Genomic DNA, 22,046 nt, shown 5'->3' with positions numbered 1-22,046 from the left:
TTCAGTTTGACGATTATTACCGAGCAGATGAAGTGACGCTGCAATGAGGCAGGCAACGTAAATACCTTGCCATACGCAGGAACTAAAATGAAAAAAAGACACATCACCACGCTCTTGAGTGCATCCTTAATTGTGATTCCAATGGTTGAGGGAGCGCAATATCGCGTGGTCGAATTACCTCTTGCCAGCTTAGCGGGCAACTCATTTCCCTCTGCAATTAATGCAGCGGGTACCATCTCCGTGAATCTACAAAACCAATATAACCCGACAATAGACTTCACCTTATTGGATTTTGATTCTGAGCCTTTATTGTCTTATTTAACGGACATAGAAAGTGCAAAAGGTTGGGATTTAAATGACTCGGATTACACTTACGTATACTCCTATATTATGGCTAATAGCGGCAATCAAACATTCCAACAAATCGCTACCTACAATGGCTATTTAGCCGACGAATCAAGCAGTGAATTACTGCATGGCTTTGATACGATAGACAATACAAGTGGCGAATACCGTAATAGCGCCACGCTGATGGTCCGAGGTCTAAATGACTTTGGTAATGCCGTTGGTCTCAGTCAAGATGGATTTTATACCTTGTCGTATGTGACAGATGACGTTGTTGATGTTACCTATGTACTTAACGACTTTTATTCCCGTGGGTTTGCTTTAATTGAGGGCAAGACAGTCGGACTCCTTCCACCCGATACCACCGCGGGCGGCTTAAGTGATGCCTACGACATTAATACAAGTAATCAAGTTGTTGGAGTCGCTACCACAGAGATGGTATCAAGCAGCTTTCAAACCAGTGTTGAAGCCTGCTCAGACCCTGAGCAGCGGGGGGATATTCCCGAGGCTTCTTGTTTGCGTTCACTCAGTGTGGAATTAAATAACAACGTCGGCTCTATCGCTCAGCGCCGTGGAATTATTTGGCAACTTGATGAAAAAGGTAACACCACAGAAACACTACAGCTAGGTATGTTAATCAGCCCTGATAGCACCGATTCGAGCATCTATAGCAGTTCAGCAGTGGCGATTAACGATTATGGTGTTGCCGTTGGCGCCTCGCCAGCTTTTTATGCTGATACGGGGTCTTTAACTACCGCAGCTGCCTTCTATATCAATGATGAAGTACTGACAATTAACCCTGATGATGAGAACTTCTCCAGTGTCGCAACCGATGTCAACAATGATAACGTCGCCGTTGGTTATGCAACTAAAAGCATCAGCGGGTTAACTAAAACCAAGTTTTTTGTGCACGATATTAATACTGATTTAACCAGCTTTCCTGAGGACTTTTTTGCCAGTTCTGGCAGCGTAGCCAATTCAATCAATAACCAAGGCATGGTTGTGGGCTATGGCGAGTCTGAGGCGGTCAGTGGTACACGCCGCACAGAAGGCTTTTTATATGATTATCGCAATAATTTGTTTGTAGGCTTAAATAGTTTATTAGAGTGCAATTCGCCCTATACCATCAGTCAGGCGAATGCTATTAATGATGATAATGAAATTGCTGCAACTGCACTTGTGACTGGGCCTGCACGAGATATAACTGGCGCTATCATTCTTGACGACTTAGGTGCAGAAACCGAAGTGGATTATGTGGTGGCGGTAAAACTAGTACCTATTTCTGGTGGCTCAATAGACAACTGTGATGCATACGAAGAAGAGGTGGTGCGACAAGGAGCAAGTTTTACCTGGTTGGCCTTTCTGGGCTTATTTGTTGGTGTATTGCGTTTCAGACAACAAGCCAACAAGCCAACAAACCCATAACCAACTGCACTTAATGTGGTTGTACTTTGCGTAGGCGCCAAAACAAGGCGCCTCCTACCACACCACATAGACCCAAGCTAAGTATTCCTAATTGACTGCGGGCGCTTGCCACAACCGTAATATTCATGATTGGCTGCATTGCTGCTAACATCACCCAAATAGCAACGCCACCTGCTAATGGATACAAAAGGTGGGCATATTCAACGGTGTGGATAAATTTGTTTAGGGCATAAACTGTTAAAAATCCGAGAAGCAAGCTAAAGCTAATAATTGCCCCCAGCGTAGCAAACAAGCCTTTAATATCATCAACCGTCATGGCTAATCGGTCGCTCAGCGAAATGTGAATGCCAAGCTCAAGCAAGCCCTGTAAGACAAACTGGCTATGGACGATGGAGGCCAACACGAAAGTGAGCAAGGAAGCAAAAGCAAAGTGACCAGCAAGAATAAAAAATCGTTGCATAAAGAGTAGTCTAAGATAGATTAGTTTAGCGTTATCATGGCATTATCTGTGTCAATTCCCAACCAGTTAAGGTGATTATGCTAAAAAAACAGCACTTTTTTCCTCATTTATTCTGCTTTGTATTGCTTATGATGTCGCATTTCGTTGTGGCTCAAGCACCATTAAGTGCAACTCCAAAATCAGAACCAAGCCCCTATACGATTACCGAAGTGGTTGATGGATTATCTTTTCCTTGGTCATTGGCCTTTTTACCTCATGACGAGTTGTTGGTAACTGAGCGTAGCGGTAGCCTTAGAAAAATAACGAATGGTCAAGTGAGTGAGCCAATAAGTGGCTTGCCTGAAGATATATATAGCAAAAGTCAGGGCGGCTTATTAGATATCGCCTTGCATCCCGACTACTTAAAAAATGGCTGGATATATCTGAGTTATGCTGCGGGCACTGATGAAAACAATGCACTTAAGATAATGCGCGCTAAATTAGTGGGCCTGACCTTAACTGAGCAACACGTTTTGTTTAGCGTTACACCCAATAAAGACACTCCGGTTCATTTTGCCGGACGTATGACCTTTTTACCGGATACAACCTTGCTTATCACCAGTGGAGATGGTTTTGATTATCGAGAGCAGGCACAAAGGCTAGATAGTTTGTTGGGTAAAATTATTCGTATTAACGATGATGGCAGTATTCCACGTGACAACCCTTATATTGGACAAAATCAACTGCCTTTGTCTGAAAGTACTGGCTCCGAGTTAACCGATTATATTTATTCTGTGGGCCATCGAAATCCGCAAGGCTTAATTTACGATCGTGAAAGAGGGCTGGTGTTTTCCCATGAACATGGGCCTGCAGGCGGTGATGAAGTCAATATTATTGATGCAGGGAAAAATTACGGTTGGCCGGTCATTACCAACGGACTTGATTACTCTGGCGCTAGGATCAGCCCATTCACCCAATACGAAGGGATGGAGCAACCATGGCTAGACTGGACACCGTCCATTGCGCCTTCTGGCCTGATTGTATATCGAGGTCAGATGTTTCCTGAGTTTGAGGGCGACTTGTTAGTCACCTCCTTAAAGTTTAAACAAGTTTACTGGCTTCATGTGGTCAATAACCAAGTCGTTAAACAAAGCATATTATGGGATGAAATCGCGCAACGATTGCGCGATATTCGGCTGCATCCTGATGGCAGCGTATATATTTTAACCGACTCGGCTCAAGGAAAAATCCTGCGAATTAGCCGAGATGATTAAATTGTGAACAGGTATTGTTTAAAAACACTACTTTTCAAAGTCTTATCACTAAAAAGAATAGTGATTATCAGTAAACTAGGGACGAGATAAATTTTAATTTTGAGGGGAAAGCCTTATAATGTTTAGGTTTATTTCTAGCCTCCATGATAATGAGTACAAGCGGAGCCAACCAAGAGGATCGTATAGTGTTAGAAGAATACCGTAAACACGTTGCTGAACGTGAAGCGCAAGGCATTCCACCACAAGCATTAAATGCTGAACAAGTTGCGGGTTTAGTTGAGTTGTTAAAAGCTCCACCTGCAGGCGAAGAAGCGTTTTTACTTGAGTTAATTTCTGAGCGAGTTCCTCCCGGTGTTGACGAAGCCGCTTATGTTAAAGCAGGCTTTTTAAGCGCTATCGTAAGAGGCGAGGTTGCCTGTGATTTGATCTCCAAAGATGCAGCTATTCAATTATTGGGCAACATGCATGGTGGTTACAACATTGTCACTTTGGTTGATGCGCTAGATGATAATGAGTTAGCTGAATTAGCCGCAGAAGAGCTTAAACATACTTTGCTGATGTTCGACCGTTTTCACGATGTTGAAGACAAAGCAAAAGCCGGTAACGCCTATGCGCAAGACGTATTAGAGTCATGGGCAGAAGCAGAGTGGTTTACTTCGCGCCCAGAATTGGCCGAAAAAATTACTGTGAGTGTGTTTAAAGTAACGGGTGAAACCAACACCGATGACTTGTCGCCTGCACCAGATGCGTGGTCACGTCCTGACATTCCTTTGCATGCTCGTGCAGCATTTAAAATGACCCGCGATGGTTTAACACCTGAAAAACATGGCGAAGTGGGCCCTTTAAAACAAATCGAAGACATCAAGGCCAAAGGTTACCCCGTTGCATTTGTCGGTGACGTAGTGGGTACAGGTTCTTCACGTAAATCAGCGACTAACTCAGTATTGTGGTTCTTCGGTGAAGATATGCCTGGCGTGCCTAATAAACGCGGTGGCGGCATTTGTTTTGGTAGTAAAGTTGCCCCTATTTTCTTTAATACTATGGAAGATGCCGGCGCCTTAGTATTTGAGGCTGATGTTGAAAAAATGAACATGGGTGATGTGATCGATATTTTCCCGCTTGAGGGAAAAATTACCAATCATGAAACTGGTGAAGTACTAGCGACCTATGAATACAAATCGAAAGTGCTACTTGATGAAGTACGCGCTGGTGGCCGTATTAACCTGATTATCGGTCGCGGTTTGACTGATAAAGCCCGCGAATCTCTTGGTTTACCTGCAAACGATATGTTCCGTAAACCAGAACAACCAGCAGACACTGGTAAGGGTTATACCCTTGCGCAAAAAATGGTCGGTAAAGCATGTGGCGTTGAAGGTATTCGCCCCGGTACCTATTGTGAACCGAAGATGACGACTGTTGGCTCACAAGATACAACAGGTCCTATGACCCGTGATGAATTAAAAGACTTAGCCTGTCTAGGTTTTACTGCTGACTTAACCATGCAGTCATTCTGTCATACCGCAGCTTACCCTAAACCAATTGATATCGAAACTCAGCACACGTTACCTGATTTTATTATGAATCGTGGTGGTGTTTCGTTGCGCCCAGGTGACGGTATCATTCACTCATGGTTAAACCGCATGTTGTTGCCTGATACTGTCGGTACAGGTGGTGACTCACATACACGTTTTCCTATGGGTATTTCATTCCCAGCGGGTTCTGGCTTAGTCGCTTTTGCTGCTGCAACGGGCGTTATGCCTTTGGACATGCCTGAATCTATCTTGGTCCGTTTTAAGGGTAAAATGCAGCCTGGTATCACCTTACGTGATTTGGTTCATGCCATTCCTTTATATGGCATCAAAGCGGGTCTATTGACCGTTGCCAAAAAAGGCAAAATCAATGCGTTCTCTGGTCGAATTCTTGAAATTGAAGGTTTGGACGATCTGACTATCGAACAAGCGTTTGAGTTATCAGATGCTTCTGCTGAACGTTCTGCAGCGGGCTGTACTATCAAGTTGTCGAAAGATTCTATTGCTGAGTACTTAACGTCCAACATCACCATGTTACGTTGGATGATTAACGAAGGTTATGGCGATCAGCGTACACTAGAACGTCGTGCTCGTAAGATGGAAGAATGGCTCGCTAATCCAGAGTTGATGGAAGCTGATGCTGACGCCGAATACGAAGAAGTATTAGAAATTGATTTAAACGAAATAAAAGAGCCAATCTTATGTTGTCCTAACGATCCTGATGATGCTAAAACATTATCAGAAGTCGCAGGTGACAAAGTTGACGAAGTGTTTATCGGCTCGTGCATGACCAATATTGGTCACTTTCGTGCGGCAGGTAAGTTACTTGAGCAATACGATGGCACCTTGCCTACCCGTTTGTGGATGTCGCCTCCTACTAAGATGGACGAAGCGCAATTAAAAGAAGAAGGCTATTACAACGTATACGCAAAAGCGGGTGTACGTACTGAAATGTCAGGCTGTTCTTTGTGTATGGGTAACCAAGCACGCGTTGAAGCTGGCGCCACGGTATTGTCTACCTCAACCCGTAACTTCCCGAACCGTTTAGGTGATGGCGCAAATGTGTATTTGTGTTCTGCTGAAATGGCCGCGGTTGGTGCGATTGTGGGTAAAATCCCAACAGCTGCTGAATACATGGAATATGCAAACAAAATAGAATCAATGTCTGGTGACGTATTCCGTTACTTGAATTTTGATCGCATGCCTTCATTCAAAGCCGCAGAAGAAGAAGCTAAGAAAAATATTATTCCAACCTTAAAAATTGCTTAAGTTTAGAATATTGTAATAAGTGAGAAGCCGGACGGTACTACCCTCCGGCTTTTTTATTGTTTGATGCTGTTGTCATTCCTAGTTTTTACTCGTCAAAAGGTATGCCCGATGGATAGGTCTATGAAATTAATTTATTTGGTTTTTTTTCTGTTGGTACTAAATAGTTGTACCAGTAAAAATGCGAAGCAACTTATGGGGCATGCGCTAGCAAATGCCGCCCAAACTGAAGTGAAATACACGCCTGGGGAATGTCAAACCTTACGCCAGCAATGTGTACAAGGAGACTTTCAAGAATGGCAAACAAGCGACAAAGAAATGGGTTGTTCATGCAAAAAGTTGTAAACTCTAAGCTGTTCATTAACCTGTAACCCACAAAGTGTAACCCTATGAAAATTCGTGTCTTACTGTTGTCGCTTTTGTTTTGTTTATCTGTTTCAGCCCAGTCACTAAAGGTCACGTTTCCACCAATAAGCGTAGAGGTAAAAGGCCAAACTTATACCTTAGAATATGCCAATAGTTTTGAACTGCGTAGTCAAGGTCTGATGTATCGTAAGTCCATGTGTGAAAATTGCGGCATGATTTTTAATTTTAATCAGGTAAAAACCGCCGGTATGTGGATGCGCAATACCTTTATTCCTCTGGATGTGGCCTTTATCAAAAGAGATGGCACGATAACGGATATTAAAGCGATGCAGCCGCATGACGAAAGCACCATCACTTCTTCTGAAAAAGTCTTATATGCGTGGGAAATGAACCAAGGCTGGTTTAAGCAAAATAATATTGCTGTGGGTGACAAGGTGACCATTCAAGAAACCACAACAAATATCGACTAACTTCGTCATACAAGGTTAAATTTTAGTAAGCGCAGTGGCTACGTATCGTTCGCTGTAGTGTTAGGTAGGATTAGTCGCTTAAGTTAAACATTTTTAAACTAAGCTATATAAAAAAAGAACGCGCAGAATCAATTTTTATTTTCTCTTGGCATATAAAACTGCTATTTTTATCGGCCATTTTTAAGGCAAATTGTTTAATTTAAGTGAGGGTCAAATCGTGTTGAATGTAGCCAAGTTTGGCGGTACAAGTGTGGCAAATTTTGCCGCTATGCAAAATTGCGCAAAGATAGTTAAAAATAATCAAAACACTAAAGTTGTCGTAGTAAGTGCATCCGCTGGCGTGACAAATTTGTTAGTTGATATTGCGCATACCGCAATGACAACTGAACAGATTTTGTCTAAAGTCGCTCAAATCAGTGACATCCAATTTGCTATTTTGAATGCGCTAGACAAACCACAAGACGTGAATGATAAATTAGCTGAACTGTTAGACTCTTTAAAAGAGCTGGCGTTACATGAAGAGCTTATTCATCGCCCTGACTTAAAAGATGCATTGTTATCACATGGTGAGCGTTTGTCTTCGCTTTTATTCAGTGCCGTATTAAAACAAGTTGGGCTAAATGCAGGTAATTTTGATGTTCGCAAAGTCCTTCGTACTGATAATGAGTACGGCCAAGCAGTTCCCCAATTAGACGAAATTCGTCAAGCAGCACAAACATTGTTGTTACCTGAGTTGAGCGCAAAAGTTATGGTGACTCAAGGTTTCATTGGTTCTGATGCCGATGGTAATACGACGACTTTGGGCCGTGGAGGGTCTGATTTCACCGCTGCCCTCTTAGCTGAAGCACTTGATGCTGAAACCTGTGAAATTTGGACGGACGTTATTGGTGTTTATACCACTGATCCGAGGATCACAAGTGCAGCCAGACCATTACCAGAATTAAGCTTTGAAGAAGCGGCTGAAATGGCCACCTTTGGAGCAAAAGTATTACACCCGGCCACGATGGAACCTGCTCTTAGGCAAAATATCAAAGTATTTGTTGGTTCAAGTAAAGAACCTGAATTAGGTGGTACGTGGATTGTTCGTGATTGCACAACAGAGCCTTCTTACCGAGCGATTACTCGTCGTAAAGATCAAGTAATGGTGACAGTAAAAACACCTAAGATGATGTTTGCACAGGGATTTTTGCAAAAAGTATTTACTATCATTGCGCAACATAAACTCAGTGTTGATTTGGTTACAACCTCAGAAATATCGGTGTCGTTTACCTTAGACAATCCACCTAATTCGGTTTTACAACGCTTAAATCGTGAAACAATTGAAGAGTTAAGCCAATTTTGTAATGTCCTTGTTGAAGAAAATTATGATCTTGTCACTGTTGTGGGTAACAGTATGCATAGTGCTGCTGGCGTTTCGAGCAAGATATTTGCTGCTATCAGCGACTACAATCTGCGTTTGATTTGTTACGGCGCCAACCCACACAATATGTCATTTTTAGTGAGCAATAATGACAGTACTGACGTTGTTAAGGTTTTGCATAAGGCCTTATTCGAATAAGGCCTTGAGGTGATAACAGGGTGAAGTCAAACAATGGCGTTTATCAGTCACCTCTCAATAAGCTATTTGTTCGCCAGCAACCCAAGGTTAGGGCAAAAAAGCGCATGGCAGCATTGCTCTTGGCCTATGCCGGGCATGACCATAAGCGAATTGCGGCTTTGATTAAAGATTGGCTACAAGCCGATGAACGCACAAAAAAGACATAAAAAAACCGCCTAGGCGGTTTTTTTGTGGTGGTATTAAATTAACCAAAGCATCCGTTTTTATTACACTCTGAATTGTTGAATAGAGTTTTGTAACTCTTCTGCAAGACGGGCTACTTCTTGGCTTGATTCAGATGTTTGGTGTGCGCCAATTGTGGTTTGCTCTGCAATTCCGACAATATTTTCTAAGGTTTCGCTGATTTCAAGAGAGACCACGTTTTGCTCTTTTGCTGATTGTTCTATCTGGCTGCTCACGTCGTACGCTTTGTGTACGGCATCAGTAATTAACTGTAATGCTTCTGTGGCTTTTTCAGTTTGCTGCACGCACAAGGTGGTTTGCTCTTTACCTTGATTCATTACCGCTACTGCTTTTTCAGCACCAGCTTGTAGCACTTCAATCATCGAATTGATTTCTTGGGTGGATTTTTGTGTACGACTGGCCAGGGTGCGAACTTCATCAGCGACCACAGCAAAACCGCGACCCTGTTCACCGGCTCGTGCAGCTTCGATGGCAGCGTTAAGAGCCAGTAAGTTAGTTTGGTCTGCTACGCCACGTATAACATCTAAAATACCACCAATGCTGGCGCTATCTTGATGCAGTTTGTTGATTACGTTAGCGGCTTGTTCTACATCTTTAGCTAACACTAAGATAATTTTCTTGTTCTCTTCTGAGATTAATTTCACTTTCTCAGCTTCGTTATCAGCATGGCGGATTTGATTCAAAGTATGTTCGGCGCTTTGAAGCACAACCTGAGAGGTGCTGTGCATTTCTGAAGTAGCAGTAGCGACTTGGGCAACTTGAGACTTTTGCTCTTGAATAGAAGCTGTGGTTTGGGCCGTTACCATAGACGTTTCTTCAGACGCGGCAGCTAGTTGTGCTGCACGTGAACTAATGCCCGAGATTAAGGCTTTCAAACTGTTGATAAGGTTATTGCAGTTTTTAGCTAATTCGCCAAACTCGTCATCTTTGGAATCATCAAGTTTGCGGGTTAAATCGCCTGATGACACAATCTTAAGCATCTCGTTAACTTTGTGTAAGGGTTTGATAATTGCGCCAACGGTAGCCCAAGCAATAACCGCAGCCACTGCTACAGAGAACAAACCAATAATAATGGTGTACCAAAAGCCACTACTGACTGAATCAGCCACCGCTTCTTTAGATTCAATGGTTTTAATATCCGTCAGTTTAAGAAGTTCATTCAATTTAGTGATGGCTTCGCTGATATTCTCTTCTGAGGCACGGTAAGATTTTGTTGCTTGATTTTTGGCGTTTAAGCGTTTCACTTGAGTTTGTAATAAACCGTTTGATGCCGTAACTTCGTCAATAACCGAATCCATCAAACCGTAGATTTCGTTCAGGGTGCCACTGGAATCTTGACTGCCTGCGGCAGCTTGGATTTCGGCCACTTTTTCTTTTATTTGGCTTACGACTAAGTTGACTTCATTACCAATGGTGTCTGCTCTAACTAAAGTTGTGGTTTTAACGTATTCGGCACCCACCGTTAACAGTGACAAAAGACTGGTTTCGAGGGTATTGCTGACTTCAGATGCTTTAGCGAGTTTTGCATTACTTGACACACTATCGAGATCAGCGAAGTCGAGAATATAGGTAGAGGCATCGTCCGAGTTATCTTCAATATTTCCTAACGTTTCTTGCACCTTACTGGCAAATTCTAGGCTGGCTTGTTTGCTATCAAAAATCGAATTAACGTTGAGGATGTAGTTGTTGTAGATTTCCTCGGCTTCTACCAGAGATTGGCGAAGCTCAGGCTCTCTGCTCACGATAGCGGTTAGGGAACGGATTTCGCTATCAAAATTACTTCTGCTGGTTTCGAAAGCAGCTTTTTTCGTTTTAAGTTCGTTAAGCTCTACTTCGTAAAACGCTTCAGTGGCTAAACGCCCCATATTCAAAAATGATACTTTGAGTTGACTACTGCCGCTCACAGTGGGAATAGTCAAGGTATTCACTTGGTCGGTCGCTTCATCAATACTATTCAAGCTTTTAACCGCTACGATACCGAGTAAAAATAGGAGAGCAGTAATAAATGCGAATCCGCCTACTACTCTAGTGGCTACTGTTATTTTCATTTTTGGGCCCTTATTTAACCGTTAAATAGCGTTTGTCCGCTTGTCTTTAGACTGACGCATGCCTGTGGCGATTGTATCAGTAAATTCTTTGTTTCAAAAAAGTTTAAAAAAATAACACAACATACGGTGTAGTGAAAGTGACCGCAATAGTCAAACTATCGGCTCAGTGCCATTAATCTTGATAAGCCACTGAATATTTTTCACCATTTTGCCGTTTCCATAGGGTGAGCTGTTGCTGCCAAATATAGCCAGTATCTAAGGCAATAAACTTGTCCGTGTTGGTGTTACCGGCAAGCGTGGCCCAGTGGCCAAATAGTACTTTATCGTTGGGCTTTAGGTTAGTGTTTTTCACTGAAAACCATGGTCTGAAGCGTGTTGGTGTTTTTTCTGGAGAATCTTTACAGGTAAATTCTAAGGTGTGGCTATCAAGCATGTAGCGCATGCGGGTAAAAGCATTAATGATAAAGCGCCAGCGCTTGCTGCCACTCAGGTTTTCGTCCCAACGATTAGGCTCATCGCCATACATCTTTTTCAAGACACTTTGCCAATTATCAGTTTGAAGGTTGGCGCTAACCTCGTCACTCAGGGCCTGTGCTTGTGCTATTGACCATTGTGGATACAATCCGGCATGACAAACTAAGGTGTTTTCATCTAAGGTCAGGGCAAGCGGTTGGTGACGTAGCCAATGCACGTATTTGTCTACATCACTACTAGCAAGAAGTTTGTCATACTTGTCATTGGCTTTGTTTTTGCGAATACCGCTATATACCGCTAAAAAGTGAAGATCGTGATTACCTAATACTGTGCTGAAACTGTCTTGTAATGAATAGAGGTATTGCAGTGTTTCAAGGGCGTGCGGGCCACGGCCAATTAAATCACCTACTGCAATTAATGTATCGTGGCTGGGGTCAAACTTAACATATTCTAATAGGCGGGTTAAACCCCGATAGCAGCCTTGAATGTCACCTACAACATAGTCTGCCATAGGGTTAATTAACTAGGTTAGGCACACGTAAACTAAATACGTCGATAGGCGCATTAAACACAAGCCCGTCTTGAGCTCGCATTTCATAATAGCCTTGCATGCTGCCCACTGGTGTATCCAGAATGGCGCCGCTGCTATACTCAAATTGTGCACCTGGTGCAATAGAGGGCTGCTGTCCAATGACGCCAGGGCCTTTTACTTCAGTATTTTTTCCATTGCCATCAGTAATTAACCAATATCGATTTAACAGTTGGACTTCTTGGGGACCCTGATTTTCGATTTTAATGTGATAAGCAAATGCGAACTGACTCTGCTCCGGCGCTTGGCCGGGCAAATATTGTGTGTGTACTTCAATTTGGATGGAATGTTCAGTCGCTAACATGGGCGTTTCCTGCTTGATACGCAACGTCAGCTAATAAGGCAAATTGTTGCAAACTGAGGTTTTCTGCACGTAAATCTGGATTAATATCAAGGGCCATGATTTGTTGTTCGGTTAAACTGTCTTTTAAACTATTACGTATCGTTTTTCTGCGTTGATTAAACGCTTGGGCGCAAACAGTATGCAGACTGTCTTCACTTAATACCGTGACCGGTTTGACCTTATGAGGTATTAATCGCACTACGGCTGAATCGACTTTTGGCGGGGGATTAAACGCTTCGGGTGGCACATGCAGTACTGGCATGATCTGACAATGGTATTGGGCCATGACCGAAAGACGACCATAATTTTTATTTCCGGGTACCGCTGCTAAACGATTAACTACTTCTTTTTGCAACATAAAGTGCATGTCTTGCACTTTGGTGGCAAAAGAAAATAAGTGAAACATCAACGGTGTAGAAATGTTGTAGGGTAAATTTCCAAAAATTCTTAATGGCTTATCATCATTCAGTAAGGTTGAAAAATCGAATTTTAAGGCGTCAGTTTCAACGATGGTCAGTTTACTGGCCATAAACGGATGTGTACGTAATCTCGCGGCCAAGTCGCGGTCTAACTCTACTACAGTCAAAGCGTCAATTTGTTCACATACCGGCTCTGTCAACGCCCCCAAACCGGGTCCTATCTCTACTAAATGCTCACCGTTTTTAGGGTTGATAGCACTGACAATCTGATCAATTACATAAAGGTCATGCAAGAAGTTTTGACCAAAGCGTTTACGGGCCGTATGACCTAAATGTTGTTTACTCATAGTTATTTACCAATGAAATTGCACTGTTAATGGCGAAAGCAAAACTACCTGTTTCAGCTTTACCCGAGCCTGCAAAATCAATTGCAGTACCATGATCAACCGAGGTTCGAATGTAAGGCAAACCTAAGGTGATGTTTACTGATGCGCCAAACCCTTTGTATTTTAATACAGGTAAGCCTTGGTCGTGATACATGGCCAGCACAGCATCGGCTTGCGCCAAGTATTTAGGATTAAAAATAGTGTCTGCTGGTAATGGTCCACTTAGCTGGATGCCTTCTTCGCGAAGCCGCGCCAAGGTAGGATTAATTACGTTAATTTCTTCTTTGCCAATATGGCCGTCTTCCCCCGCATGCGGGTTTAAACCACATACGAAGATGTGCGGGCGCTCGATGGCAAACTTCTGTTTTAACTCTGCATTAACGATACGAATAACCTCTGAAAGGCCTTCTTTGGTAATAGATTTAGCAACATCGATTAAGGGGATGTGGGTGGTGGCAAGTACCACTCTGAGCCCTTCGGTGGCAAGCATCATCACCACTTTTGCAGTCTTAGATTGCTCAGCAAAAAATTCTGTATGACCGCTAAAAGGCACGCCGGCTTGATTAATAATACCTTTATGCACAGGCCCGGTGACTATGGCCGCAAATTCACCACTTAGTGTTCTGATGCCGGCTTGGCTTAACGTTTCGAGCACATAATGGCTGTTTTGAGCATTAAGTTGCCCTGCTGTAACTGGCACAGCACAAGGAATGTGCACACAATACAAACTGCCTGCTGTTTGAATAGCGGTAGATTGTTCAGTGTAGTGGTGAATCACTAAGGGTAAGCCGAGTAAAGCAGCGCGCTGTTGCAGCATATTGGCATCGGCAAATACAATCAATTGCACAGCCCATTGTTGCTGCGCAAGCTGAATGATTAAATCAGGACCAATCCCGGCGGGCTCGCCGGGCGTAATGGCAAGTTTAACGGTAGGCACTTAGCTTTCTTTTTTTGCTAAGACTTCAATGTAAGCACTGGCACGGATTTCACGTAACCAAGCATCCGTTTCTTCTGAAAACTTACGCTGAAATAATAGTTGGTATGCTTTGTCTTCTTTCAACTTTTCAGTGGCGTCACCCACACGTTTGTCGAGTAATTGCATTAGGTGCCATCCGTGAACCGAACGCACCGGCTGGCTGATTTCATTAATGTCTAATTTATTTAAGGTGTCTTTAAACTCAGGCACGTAAACATTAGGGTCAGCCCAACCTAATTCACCACCTTTTAAAGCAGAGCCCGGATCGGCTGAGTGTTCTTTCGCTAATGTGGCAAAATCTGCCTCACCTGATAAAATTTTAGCGCGAAAGTCTTTAAGCATTTGTACCGCTTTTTCGTCACTTAAGATGACAGAAGGTTTAATCAGAATATGTCTTGAGTTTAATTCTGTCACTTCAACCTTTTCGATACCACGCGTGTCTACTACTTTTAATATGTGAAAACCAGCGCCGCTGCGGATAGGACCAATAAGTTCATCCTTTGACCTGTTTTGTACCGCTTCAGCAAACAGAGTCGGCATTGAGTTAATGTTCATCCAGCCCATATCTCCACCTTCTAGGGCGTTGGCTCCTGATGACGACGCGGTTGCTATTTTCGCAAAATCAGAACCACTATTTAGCAATTCGATGACTTTTTCTGCGGTACCTTTGGCTTTTTCAATATCTTCATCTGTTGGATCACTGGGAAAGGCAATTAAGATATGACCTAAGCGGTACTCGGCTTCTTTACCACCTTGCTCATCAATTAACTTAACTAAGTTTTCAATTTCCTGCGGCGTGATATAAATACGACGACGAACGTTGGCACGGCGCACTTCACCGACAATTAACTCCTTACGAATTTCTTCACGATAAACCTCATAACTCACGCCTTCTTCTGCAATTTTATCTCGTAGTTGGGCAAGGGTGAGGTTGTCACCTTGAGCGATGTTAGTGATAGTTTGATCTAATTGCGGATCGCTAATTTGTATGCCCATACGGTCGGCCATTTGCATTTGCAAGCTGTCGATAATAAGGCGTTCTATGGCTTGAGTTCGTAGGGCTCTGTCAGAAGGTAAGGTCTGATTGTTGGCGATAGCATTACGCTTAACCGAGGCGACAAGTTCTTCAATTTGACTTTCTAACACTACCCCTTGGTCAACAATAACCGAAACGCTATCTAACATTTCTGGTGCGGCTTTAACGCTGGTTGACAAAAGCATTCCTACTAAAAAACTGACTACTATTACTTTCATGGTTTCTTTTACTTTTAAGTTAATGACACGCCAAAGGCGGCTTAGTTTAGAAAAATTGTGGTATGGCCAAGTACACTAGTTAAGTAGGTATGGGCGGCGATAGCCAAATAATCCATCGGTTAACATATCTCGTCCGGCAGTTTTACCGCCCATACCTTTCAAAATAAATTGCAAGGTGATGCCTGATTCAAATTCGTTTGTGCTCTGTAAACCGCTATCATCATAGCGATTACTTAAGTGTCTTTGCGCAACCAATCTGACAGCCCAACAACAAGATTCGTATTGTAGACCAGCATAAGTCTCAACAGTTCGATGGCTTTTTACATCTCTGTACCATCTACCTACCCAATGCCATTGTTGATTGATTGGCCAGCTCGTTGTAATGCCCACTTGGTTAATCTCTTCGCCCGAGAGTTCTCTAACATAGCGATGGTTAATTTGAGCCACACGATCTTTCGCTGACGTGTACTCCAACGAGAAGCTACTGCGCTCTACTTTATCAGTAACGCTAGAAATTTGCGCCTCGGTATGGGCGTACCATTTACTACCAATTTGCCAATCAAGCTCTGCGGCCAATGCTGAACGGTCATTTTGTTCAAGCGCTGCGGCAACTTGAGTCTCTTGGATATAAAATATCTGCCCAAAGCTAAGGGCAAATTTTTCGTTATTGTTTTTGTCGAGTAAACGGGTCGTTAAGCCTACCGTTAGCTGATTTTTATCACTGATTCGGTCAAGACCAGTGAATTTTTGGCCTCGAAACAAACCTTCAAAATCGCTGAACAGGCGAGTTGTATCATACAAGCCAATATCAGTTTGACGCTCGAAACTGGTATATAAATATTGCACTTTGGGCTCAAGGGTTTGAATCGCTCCATCTTGTAACCAACCAGCACTGCGCTCAAAGGCTAAGGCACCAAATAAGCGTGCTTGCCCTAAAGTACGAGACACATCTTTACTTAACTCAGTATTGTCAATGTTATCTTGGCGATAGTAAGTTTGCAGTAGTGTTGTTTCAGCTAAAAACTCGCCCCATTGAGTTTGGTAGGGGTAACGTAGCGTGGGAGCAATGTGTAAACGAGTGGCTTGCGGGCTAAGCGCTGAGTTATTATCAAAGTAAGCCAGTTCAGAGGCTAAACCAAATTCAAAACCTAAGGCTAGTTCGCTTTCATAGTTCAGCTTCATCTCTGGAAGGGCACGATAGCTATTTGCATGCTCTCCGAGGATTTCAAAATCTCTAAACTGCAAACTAAAATCCAGTTGCTCATCGTAATAGCTTACGCCTAAGGTTTGATAAAGATGGGTATCAGCACGGCTGTAATAATCAGAACCTAAGTCAACGATATAGTTACTATCACTCAAACCGTTATATTCAGCGTTAACTTGCCAATTTTCTGATAAGGCACCTTGATGCACAAAACGGTAAAAATAGCGTGCATCTTGCGTATCGGTGGCCCTGTCATTGGCTAAATATTCAACATCCACCTGACCATTATGTTGAGAGCTTAAATAGCGAAATTCAGTTTTTAACTGTAAGCCTCGCTGCGACATTAACCGAGGTGCAATTGTAGCGTCCATATTCTCGGCTATATTCCAATAATAGGGTTGCTCGTATGACACGCCGGTAGACGTGGAACTGGAAATCATTGGGTACAATAAACCAGACTGCCTGGCATCAGTCACCGGAAACGCAAAATAGGGCAGATATAACACGGGTACATCTTGGATATAAAAACGAGCGTGACTCATTTCACCCCAATTTTGGTCTGGGCTAAGGGTGATAGTACTGGCCTGAATGCGCCAATCTTCATGCCCCTCAGGGCAGGTGGTGAAGCTGACTTCTTGTAAGGATACGCCAGAGTCTTGACTTAACGCGATGGTATCAGCGTCACCTCGACCATTCATCGCCGTAAGTTGGTAATGGGTATCGGTAATTAATAGCTCGTTAGTTGTGGTGTTTAAATCCACACTTTCACTGCTAACTTTAATGAACCTGTCTTGATAGGTGACTTGACCAGAGGCATTTAATGATTGATTGCTGCGATTGACCCGTGCCGAATTGGCAGTGATCTTTGAATCTTGGCTGTCTATTTCAACATTGCCGTTAAATTCAGCCAAGGTATCTTGCTGGATCAGTGCATTTTGCGCTGTGACCCGGATTTGACCCGTTTCAAGTTCGGTGTCTAAGCTGATAGGTTTTATTGGCGCAAAACAAAGCTCCTGAGCTACGCCGCTGACACTAAACAGTGCTAGAAAATACCAAAAAGAAGAAAGCTTTGTTTGCATAGAAAAGGTTTAATACAGCCCAAGTTGCGTAGCACAATAATAACAGTGGGCGATTTTAAGGGTTTCAACAAGATTTACCAGCAGACTTGCAAAAAAAGCAACAATTCTATGCTTTACTGGGCCGATAATGTGGTTTTAAAGGCTATTTGTCTGCACCTTACCCTTGTAAAATAGTCAAGACGATCCCATTGCTGATAATCGGCTAGACAATTTAACGGCTAGGTCGTCTGAATTACTCGCTTGGTCTGTGGAGATTGGGTGACTCAAGGTGGTTTTACTTCTTTTAATTTCGCTATAAGGCACTGACACATCACTATGATCGGTAGAATTTTAGGTACGCTTTTTGGTTTCATGTTTGCTCGTATCCCCGGTGCAATTTTGGGGTATATTGTCGGGCACTTTTTCGATAAAGGTTATAGCCAAGACTTCAATCAAATGGGCGGTTTTAGCCGATTTTTTACCAGTCAGGATGAGTTTAAGCAACAAGCGATCTTTTTTCATACTCTGTTTTCTGTGATGGGACACATTGCTAAAGCCGATGGAAAGGTCAGCGATGCAGAAATAAAAATGGCCACCTTACTAATGAATCAAATGGGCTTGGAGGGTGAAACCCGGCGTGAAGCGCAAGAAGCTTTCAGAGAAGGTAAGGCCAATGATTTCCCCCTCAAGCAAACGGTACTAGAGTTTAAAGAGTCTTGTCATGGGCGCCGTGATGTGCTGCAGGTCTATTTAGAAATTTTAATTCAAGCGGCCTATGTTGATGGCACCTTAGACAAAGCAGAACAACAAATATTAGAAAAAGTCGCAGGCTACATGGGATTTAGCGAGAACGACTTACTGTATTTACTGTCTGTATTTGAAGCAGAACTTCGCTTTCGAAGTGCTCAAGGGCGAAATCAAGGCCAAGGCGGTCACTCTTCTAATCAAAGGCGAAACACCAGCTATTCCGCTCAGCAGTCTATCGATGATGCCTACAAAATTTTGGGCATGAGTCCCTCAGATGACGATAAATCAATTAAAAAAGCCTACCGCAAGTTAATGAGTGAAAATCATCCTGATAAATTAGTGTCTAAAGGGCTACCAAAACAGGCCTTAGAGCTGGCTAAAAATAAAACGCAGGATATTCAAGCCGCTTATGAGTTACTGAAAGAAAAACGCGGTTTTAAATAGGGAATTTGTTTTTAATGATTGCGCAGGTAATAAGAAGGCGTTTATTTTTTAAATCGCACTTTTTTATGTAATTAAGTAAGGCTTCAGTTTTGGTTCATACTGTAGCCGTCACACTCTTTCCAATGTTAAAAGGAGAAAGTGATGAAAATACTACGTTTAATTACCTTGCTAAGTGTACTTATTGGATGCAGGGCCATGGCACAAGATGACACATGGTCAGCTCAATCTAGCGAAACGCAGCACAATATCAGCAGTCCAATATTCAGTAAACACTCTGGTAGCAACAGCAAATCATTAGTGCAAACTATGAGTAAAGCAGGGCATTCTGCACAAACCAAGTCCTCGGCCTTACACACACAAGGTGCAATGAGTTTGCAGTCTCGCCCCGTCATAAATAATGATGAAAATGATTTTTGGATATACGACGCGTGGATTACGCTGCGTAACGACCTAGATTACGATGGTTACGTCTATCGGTTTTCATTAGAGTTTGATGCCGACACGTTTTACAACGAAGCGGATGTCTATGCGCGCCTGTACTTAGCCAGAGGCGAAGTTTTTAAGGAATACCACACCACCTCGGTTTTTACTATTTTTGGCGAAAACAGCGAAGACAGTTTACTTGTTGATAGCGAATTATTGCAGGGCTTTCCCACCGGTGACTACGAACTATTAATAGAACTCTATGATGCATACACAGATGAATTAGTTGCTATTCTGGACGGCAACGATGACCCTGACTTGTACTTAATTAGCCTAGAAAGCAAAGACTATGAGTATGTTGAATCGGTAGTGGTGGTGGAAGGGGGAAGTATGGCTTATTTAATCTTACTTTTATTGCCTGTCTTTGTTTTCCGTCGTCGCCGCTTACAGCCCGAAATCACGGCCCGCTAGTTAAGCTAATGCTCGGTTTATGGGGGCTGGTGAAAACTCACCAGACTCCATAAAAAACCACGACTCTTTCTAATTAGAATTTATGTTTTGGTGTCGTTTTCAACCACTTCCGTGACTACTTTTTGTATCAACTTTACTCGCCCTTGTTTGACTAGGGCATCGCGCAGTACATATTCGATTTGCGCATTTAAACTACGCAAGTCGTCATCTGCCCATCGCTGTATGGCCGCTAATACATCAGCATTAATCCTAAGCGGGAAAGCTTTTTTGGACAAAATACAGTTCCTTTTTTTGTTTATCTGACGATTAATATATCGAGCCGGTATTCACGATAGGCTGCACATTTTTATCACCACACAATACAACTAACAGATTGCTGACCATCATGGCTTTGCGCTCTTCATCGAGCTCAACCATGTTTTTCTCTTTGAGCCTATCGAGTGCCATTTCAACCATACCTACGGCTCCTTCAACTATTTTGCTACGAGCGGCAATGATGGCGGTAGCTTGCTGTCTTTGTAACATCGCACTGGCGATTTCTTGCGCATAGGCTAGATGGCTGATCCTTGATTCATGTACGGTTAATCCTGCTTTACCTAAACGCTCTTGAATTTCTTGCTTTAATATTTCAGAAATACGCTGAGGATGACTGCGAAGGGCAATGTCTTGACTGTTGTCGTCTTGCGGATCATAGGCGTAGCTACTGGCCATATTTCTTAAGGCTGATTCGGTTTGAATGATGACATAACTTTCGTAATTATCGACTTCAAACATCGCTTCTGCTGAGTCGGTGACTGACCACACCACAATAGTGGCAATTTCGATGGGGTTACCTAGATTATCGTTCACTTTAATTTTGGCTGATTCAAAGTTGCGAACACGCAGTGACACCGTTTTACGCATATAAAATGGAATAGTCCACCTTAGTCCGTTGCGTTTTTCAGTGCCTACATAACTGCCAAACAAGGTCATCACTTTAGCTTGATTAGGTTGCACCATAAAAAATCCGCCCCAACACACCGCAACAATTAAGCTGCCAACTATTGCGAGTGGCACAAGTATTTGCAGTAATGCCATGGCACCAAAACTAATTTGTAAAATGGGTAACACCACAAAAAAAGCTAAATACCCATTAATCGAAAACCCTTTTTTCTCAGTCAACATGTGTAACTCCAATTGATATCATTATGATATGTATTTGATGTGTAGATTACACACGAAGTCTTAATGTGTAAATAGCGAATGTGCAGCTCGCTTATTTGAGGTAGAAAATAAGTGCTATTGATAGCTAAACGGTATAACTAAATGTAAATTATGGCTTTTTACGTATTCTGTGCGCTAAAATGATGCTTTCTTGCCCTGCCTTGGGGCTCGCTTCTAAGGGGTTAGAGAGTTAAATTTGCCCAAAAAAAATAATGTAGACTATTTAGTCTATTTAACTAGAAAACACCCAAGTCTTGTGCAATTATCAGCCAAAATCGGCTGGCATTATTCCGTGTCAATTCGCTTATTAACCACCGATTTATAATAAAGATAAAAAGCCGCACATTTATTTCTGACATTCATCTGGATGTAATAGAACTAAAACAAAATCGCTGGCCATAAATAAAAATAACCAGAAAACTGGCTAAAAACAGTTAGGAGAAACGATGAAACTAAAATACCCAGCGCTGCTGGCACTTTTTATGGTGCCCGTCACGCAAGCAAGTGATTTGGTCATTACCGGTGTTTTCGATGGTCCATTGACCGGCGGTGTACCAAAAGGAATAGAACTTTTTGTTAACAATGACATTGCTAATTTGAGTCAGTGTGGGGTGGGCTCCGCCAACAATGGTGAAGGCTCCGATGGTCAAGAATTTACCTTTCCTGCAGTAAGCGTTAGTGCTGGAACTTACATTTATGTGGCTTCTGAAAGCCCACAATTTGAAGCATTTTTCGGTTTTGCTCCGACCTACACTTCTGGTGCTATGGCTATCAATGGTGATGATGCTATTGAATTGTTCTGTAACGCTGTTGTAGTAGATGTATTTGGTGAGATTAATGTCGATGGAAGTGGTCAGCCATGGGATCATGTAGACGGATGGGCTTACCGTTCTGCAGGTACTGGTCCTGATGGCGCTACTTTTGTTTTAGGTAACTGGACTTTTAGCGGCACCAATAATCTAGAAGGTGGCACTACTAACGATACGACTAGGGTGCCGTTTCCGTTAAAAAGTTTTGCGGATGAAACCGGGGGTGGCGATACTGGTGGAGGTGATACTGGTGGAGGTGATACAGGTGGAGGTGATACAGGCG

19 protein-coding genes and 1 pseudogene are annotated in these 22,046 nt (G+C 42.8%); 10 read left to right on the top strand and 10 right to left on the bottom strand.

Annotation, left to right across the window (positions count from 1 at the left end; all coding sequences use genetic code 11):
* Positions 1–87: 87 nt before the first annotated feature.
* A complete protein-coding gene (locus NWQ57_RS17820) occupies positions 88–1,770 on the top strand; it encodes a DUF3466 family protein (RefSeq protein ID WP_306023521.1) in 1,683 nt (560 codons plus the stop codon).
* Between the two features lie 10 nt (positions 1,771–1,780).
* Here the strand turns inward: NWQ57_RS17820 and NWQ57_RS17815 are convergent, their stop codons facing one another.
* Positions 1,781–2,230, bottom strand: a complete 450-nt coding sequence (locus NWQ57_RS17815; protein ID WP_306023520.1) for a hypothetical protein — start codon at positions 2,228–2,230, stop codon at positions 1,781–1,783.
* Between the two features lie 77 nt (positions 2,231–2,307).
* On the opposite strand from NWQ57_RS17815, the gene NWQ57_RS17810 reads away from it, so the two are divergent.
* The 6 genes from NWQ57_RS17810 (at position 2,308) to NWQ57_RS17785 (ending at position 8,878) form a co-directional block, all read left to right on the top strand.
* Complete coding sequence (locus NWQ57_RS17810) at positions 2,308–3,483, top strand: PQQ-dependent sugar dehydrogenase (RefSeq protein ID WP_306023519.1); 1,176 nt, start codon at positions 2,308–2,310, stop codon at positions 3,481–3,483.
* A 185-nt stretch (positions 3,484–3,668) separates the two neighbouring features.
* The gene (gene acnB, locus NWQ57_RS17805; RefSeq protein ID WP_306023534.1) at positions 3,669–6,281 is read left to right on the top strand and encodes a bifunctional aconitate hydratase 2/2-methylisocitrate dehydratase; all 2,613 of its coding nucleotides are present in this window, start codon (positions 3,669–3,671) and stop codon (positions 6,279–6,281) included.
* A gap of 120 nt (positions 6,282–6,401) precedes the next feature.
* A complete protein-coding gene (locus NWQ57_RS17800; RefSeq protein ID WP_306023518.1) occupies positions 6,402–6,623 on the top strand; it encodes a hypothetical protein in 222 nt (73 codons plus the stop codon).
* 44 nt (positions 6,624–6,667) lie between these two features.
* Entirely contained in the window at positions 6,668–7,114 is a 447-nt protein-coding gene (locus NWQ57_RS17795) for a DUF192 domain-containing protein (protein ID WP_306023517.1), read from the top strand.
* A 217-nt stretch (positions 7,115–7,331) separates the two neighbouring features.
* Positions 7,332–8,672 carry a lysine-sensitive aspartokinase 3 gene (gene lysC, locus NWQ57_RS17790; RefSeq protein WP_306023516.1) on the top strand — a complete coding sequence of 447 codons (1,341 nt, stop codon included), beginning with the start codon at positions 7,332–7,334 and terminating at the stop codon, positions 8,670–8,672.
* A gap of 20 nt (positions 8,673–8,692) precedes the next feature.
* On the top strand, positions 8,693–8,878 hold the full coding sequence (locus NWQ57_RS17785; RefSeq protein ID WP_306023515.1) for a hypothetical protein: 186 nt from the start codon (positions 8,693–8,695) through the stop codon (positions 8,876–8,878).
* 60 nt (positions 8,879–8,938) lie between these two features.
* Here the strand turns inward: NWQ57_RS17785 and NWQ57_RS17780 are convergent, their stop codons facing one another.
* The 7 genes from NWQ57_RS17780 to NWQ57_RS17750 all read right to left on the bottom strand — a co-directional run bounded on the left by NWQ57_RS17780 (position 8,939) and on the right by NWQ57_RS17750 (position 17,687).
* Positions 8,939–10,963, bottom strand: a complete 2,025-nt coding sequence (locus NWQ57_RS17780; RefSeq protein ID WP_306023514.1) for a methyl-accepting chemotaxis protein — start codon at positions 10,961–10,963, stop codon at positions 8,939–8,941.
* A 172-nt stretch (positions 10,964–11,135) separates the two neighbouring features.
* Positions 11,136–11,948 (bottom strand): symmetrical bis(5'-nucleosyl)-tetraphosphatase, encoded by an 813-nt coding sequence (locus NWQ57_RS17775; protein WP_306023513.1) that lies wholly within the window; start codon positions 11,946–11,948, stop codon positions 11,136–11,138.
* A gap of 4 nt (positions 11,949–11,952) precedes the next feature.
* Entirely contained in the window at positions 11,953–12,330 is a 378-nt protein-coding gene (apaG, locus tag NWQ57_RS17770) for a Co2+/Mg2+ efflux protein ApaG (protein ID WP_306023512.1), read from the bottom strand.
* Positions 12,317–13,135, bottom strand: coding sequence for a 16S rRNA (adenine(1518)-N(6)/adenine(1519)-N(6))-dimethyltransferase RsmA (rsmA, locus tag NWQ57_RS17765; protein ID WP_306023511.1), 819 nt, complete (start codon positions 13,133–13,135; stop codon positions 12,317–12,319). Before rsmA ends, apaG begins: the two co-directional genes overlap by 14 nt.
* Positions 13,128–14,111 carry a 4-hydroxythreonine-4-phosphate dehydrogenase PdxA gene (gene pdxA / locus NWQ57_RS17760; RefSeq protein ID WP_306023510.1) on the bottom strand — a complete coding sequence of 328 codons (984 nt, stop codon included), beginning with the start codon at positions 14,109–14,111 and terminating at the stop codon, positions 13,128–13,130. Before pdxA ends, rsmA begins: the two co-directional genes overlap by 8 nt.
* Complete coding sequence (gene surA, locus NWQ57_RS17755) at positions 14,112–15,404, bottom strand: peptidylprolyl isomerase SurA (RefSeq protein ID WP_306023509.1); 1,293 nt, start codon at positions 15,402–15,404, stop codon at positions 14,112–14,114. It lies immediately after the preceding gene.
* A 75-nt stretch (positions 15,405–15,479) separates the two neighbouring features.
* The gene (locus tag NWQ57_RS17750) at positions 15,480–17,687 is read right to left on the bottom strand and encodes an LPS-assembly protein LptD (protein WP_306023508.1); all 2,208 of its coding nucleotides are present in this window, start codon (positions 17,685–17,687) and stop codon (positions 15,480–15,482) included.
* 315 nt (positions 17,688–18,002) lie between these two features.
* Here NWQ57_RS17750 and djlA point away from each other — a divergent pair, with 315 nt between their 5' ends.
* Together djlA and NWQ57_RS17740 are read left to right on the top strand one after the other, a co-directional pair.
* Positions 18,003–18,857 (top strand): co-chaperone DjlA, encoded by an 855-nt coding sequence (gene djlA / locus NWQ57_RS17745; protein ID WP_306023507.1) that lies wholly within the window; start codon positions 18,003–18,005, stop codon positions 18,855–18,857.
* A 141-nt stretch (positions 18,858–18,998) separates the two neighbouring features.
* Positions 18,999–19,751 (top strand): choice-of-anchor H family protein, encoded by a 753-nt coding sequence (locus NWQ57_RS17740; protein WP_306023506.1) that lies wholly within the window; start codon positions 18,999–19,001, stop codon positions 19,749–19,751.
* 80 nt (positions 19,752–19,831) lie between these two features.
* On the opposite strand, the gene NWQ57_RS17735 is transcribed toward NWQ57_RS17740, so the two are convergent.
* The gene (locus NWQ57_RS17735; protein ID WP_306023533.1) at positions 19,832–20,029 is read right to left on the bottom strand and encodes an Arc family DNA-binding protein; all 198 of its coding nucleotides are present in this window, start codon (positions 20,027–20,029) and stop codon (positions 19,832–19,834) included.
* A gap of 28 nt (positions 20,030–20,057) precedes the next feature.
* Complete coding sequence (locus tag NWQ57_RS17730; protein WP_372340938.1) at positions 20,058–20,915, bottom strand: SPFH domain-containing protein; 858 nt, start codon at positions 20,913–20,915, stop codon at positions 20,058–20,060.
* A 485-nt stretch (positions 20,916–21,400) separates the two neighbouring features.
* Here NWQ57_RS17730 and NWQ57_RS17725 point away from each other — a divergent pair.
* Positions 21,401–22,046: pseudogene (locus NWQ57_RS17725) on the top strand (endonuclease I); the annotation flags it as partial.

It is taken from the genome of Paraglaciecola sp. (genome assembly GCF_030730205.1).
Taxonomy (GTDB): domain Bacteria; phylum Pseudomonadota; class Gammaproteobacteria; order Enterobacterales; family Alteromonadaceae; genus Paraglaciecola.
The sequence above is the reverse complement of the archived record's forward strand: the minus strand, read 5'-3'. Positions and strand labels throughout refer to the sequence as shown.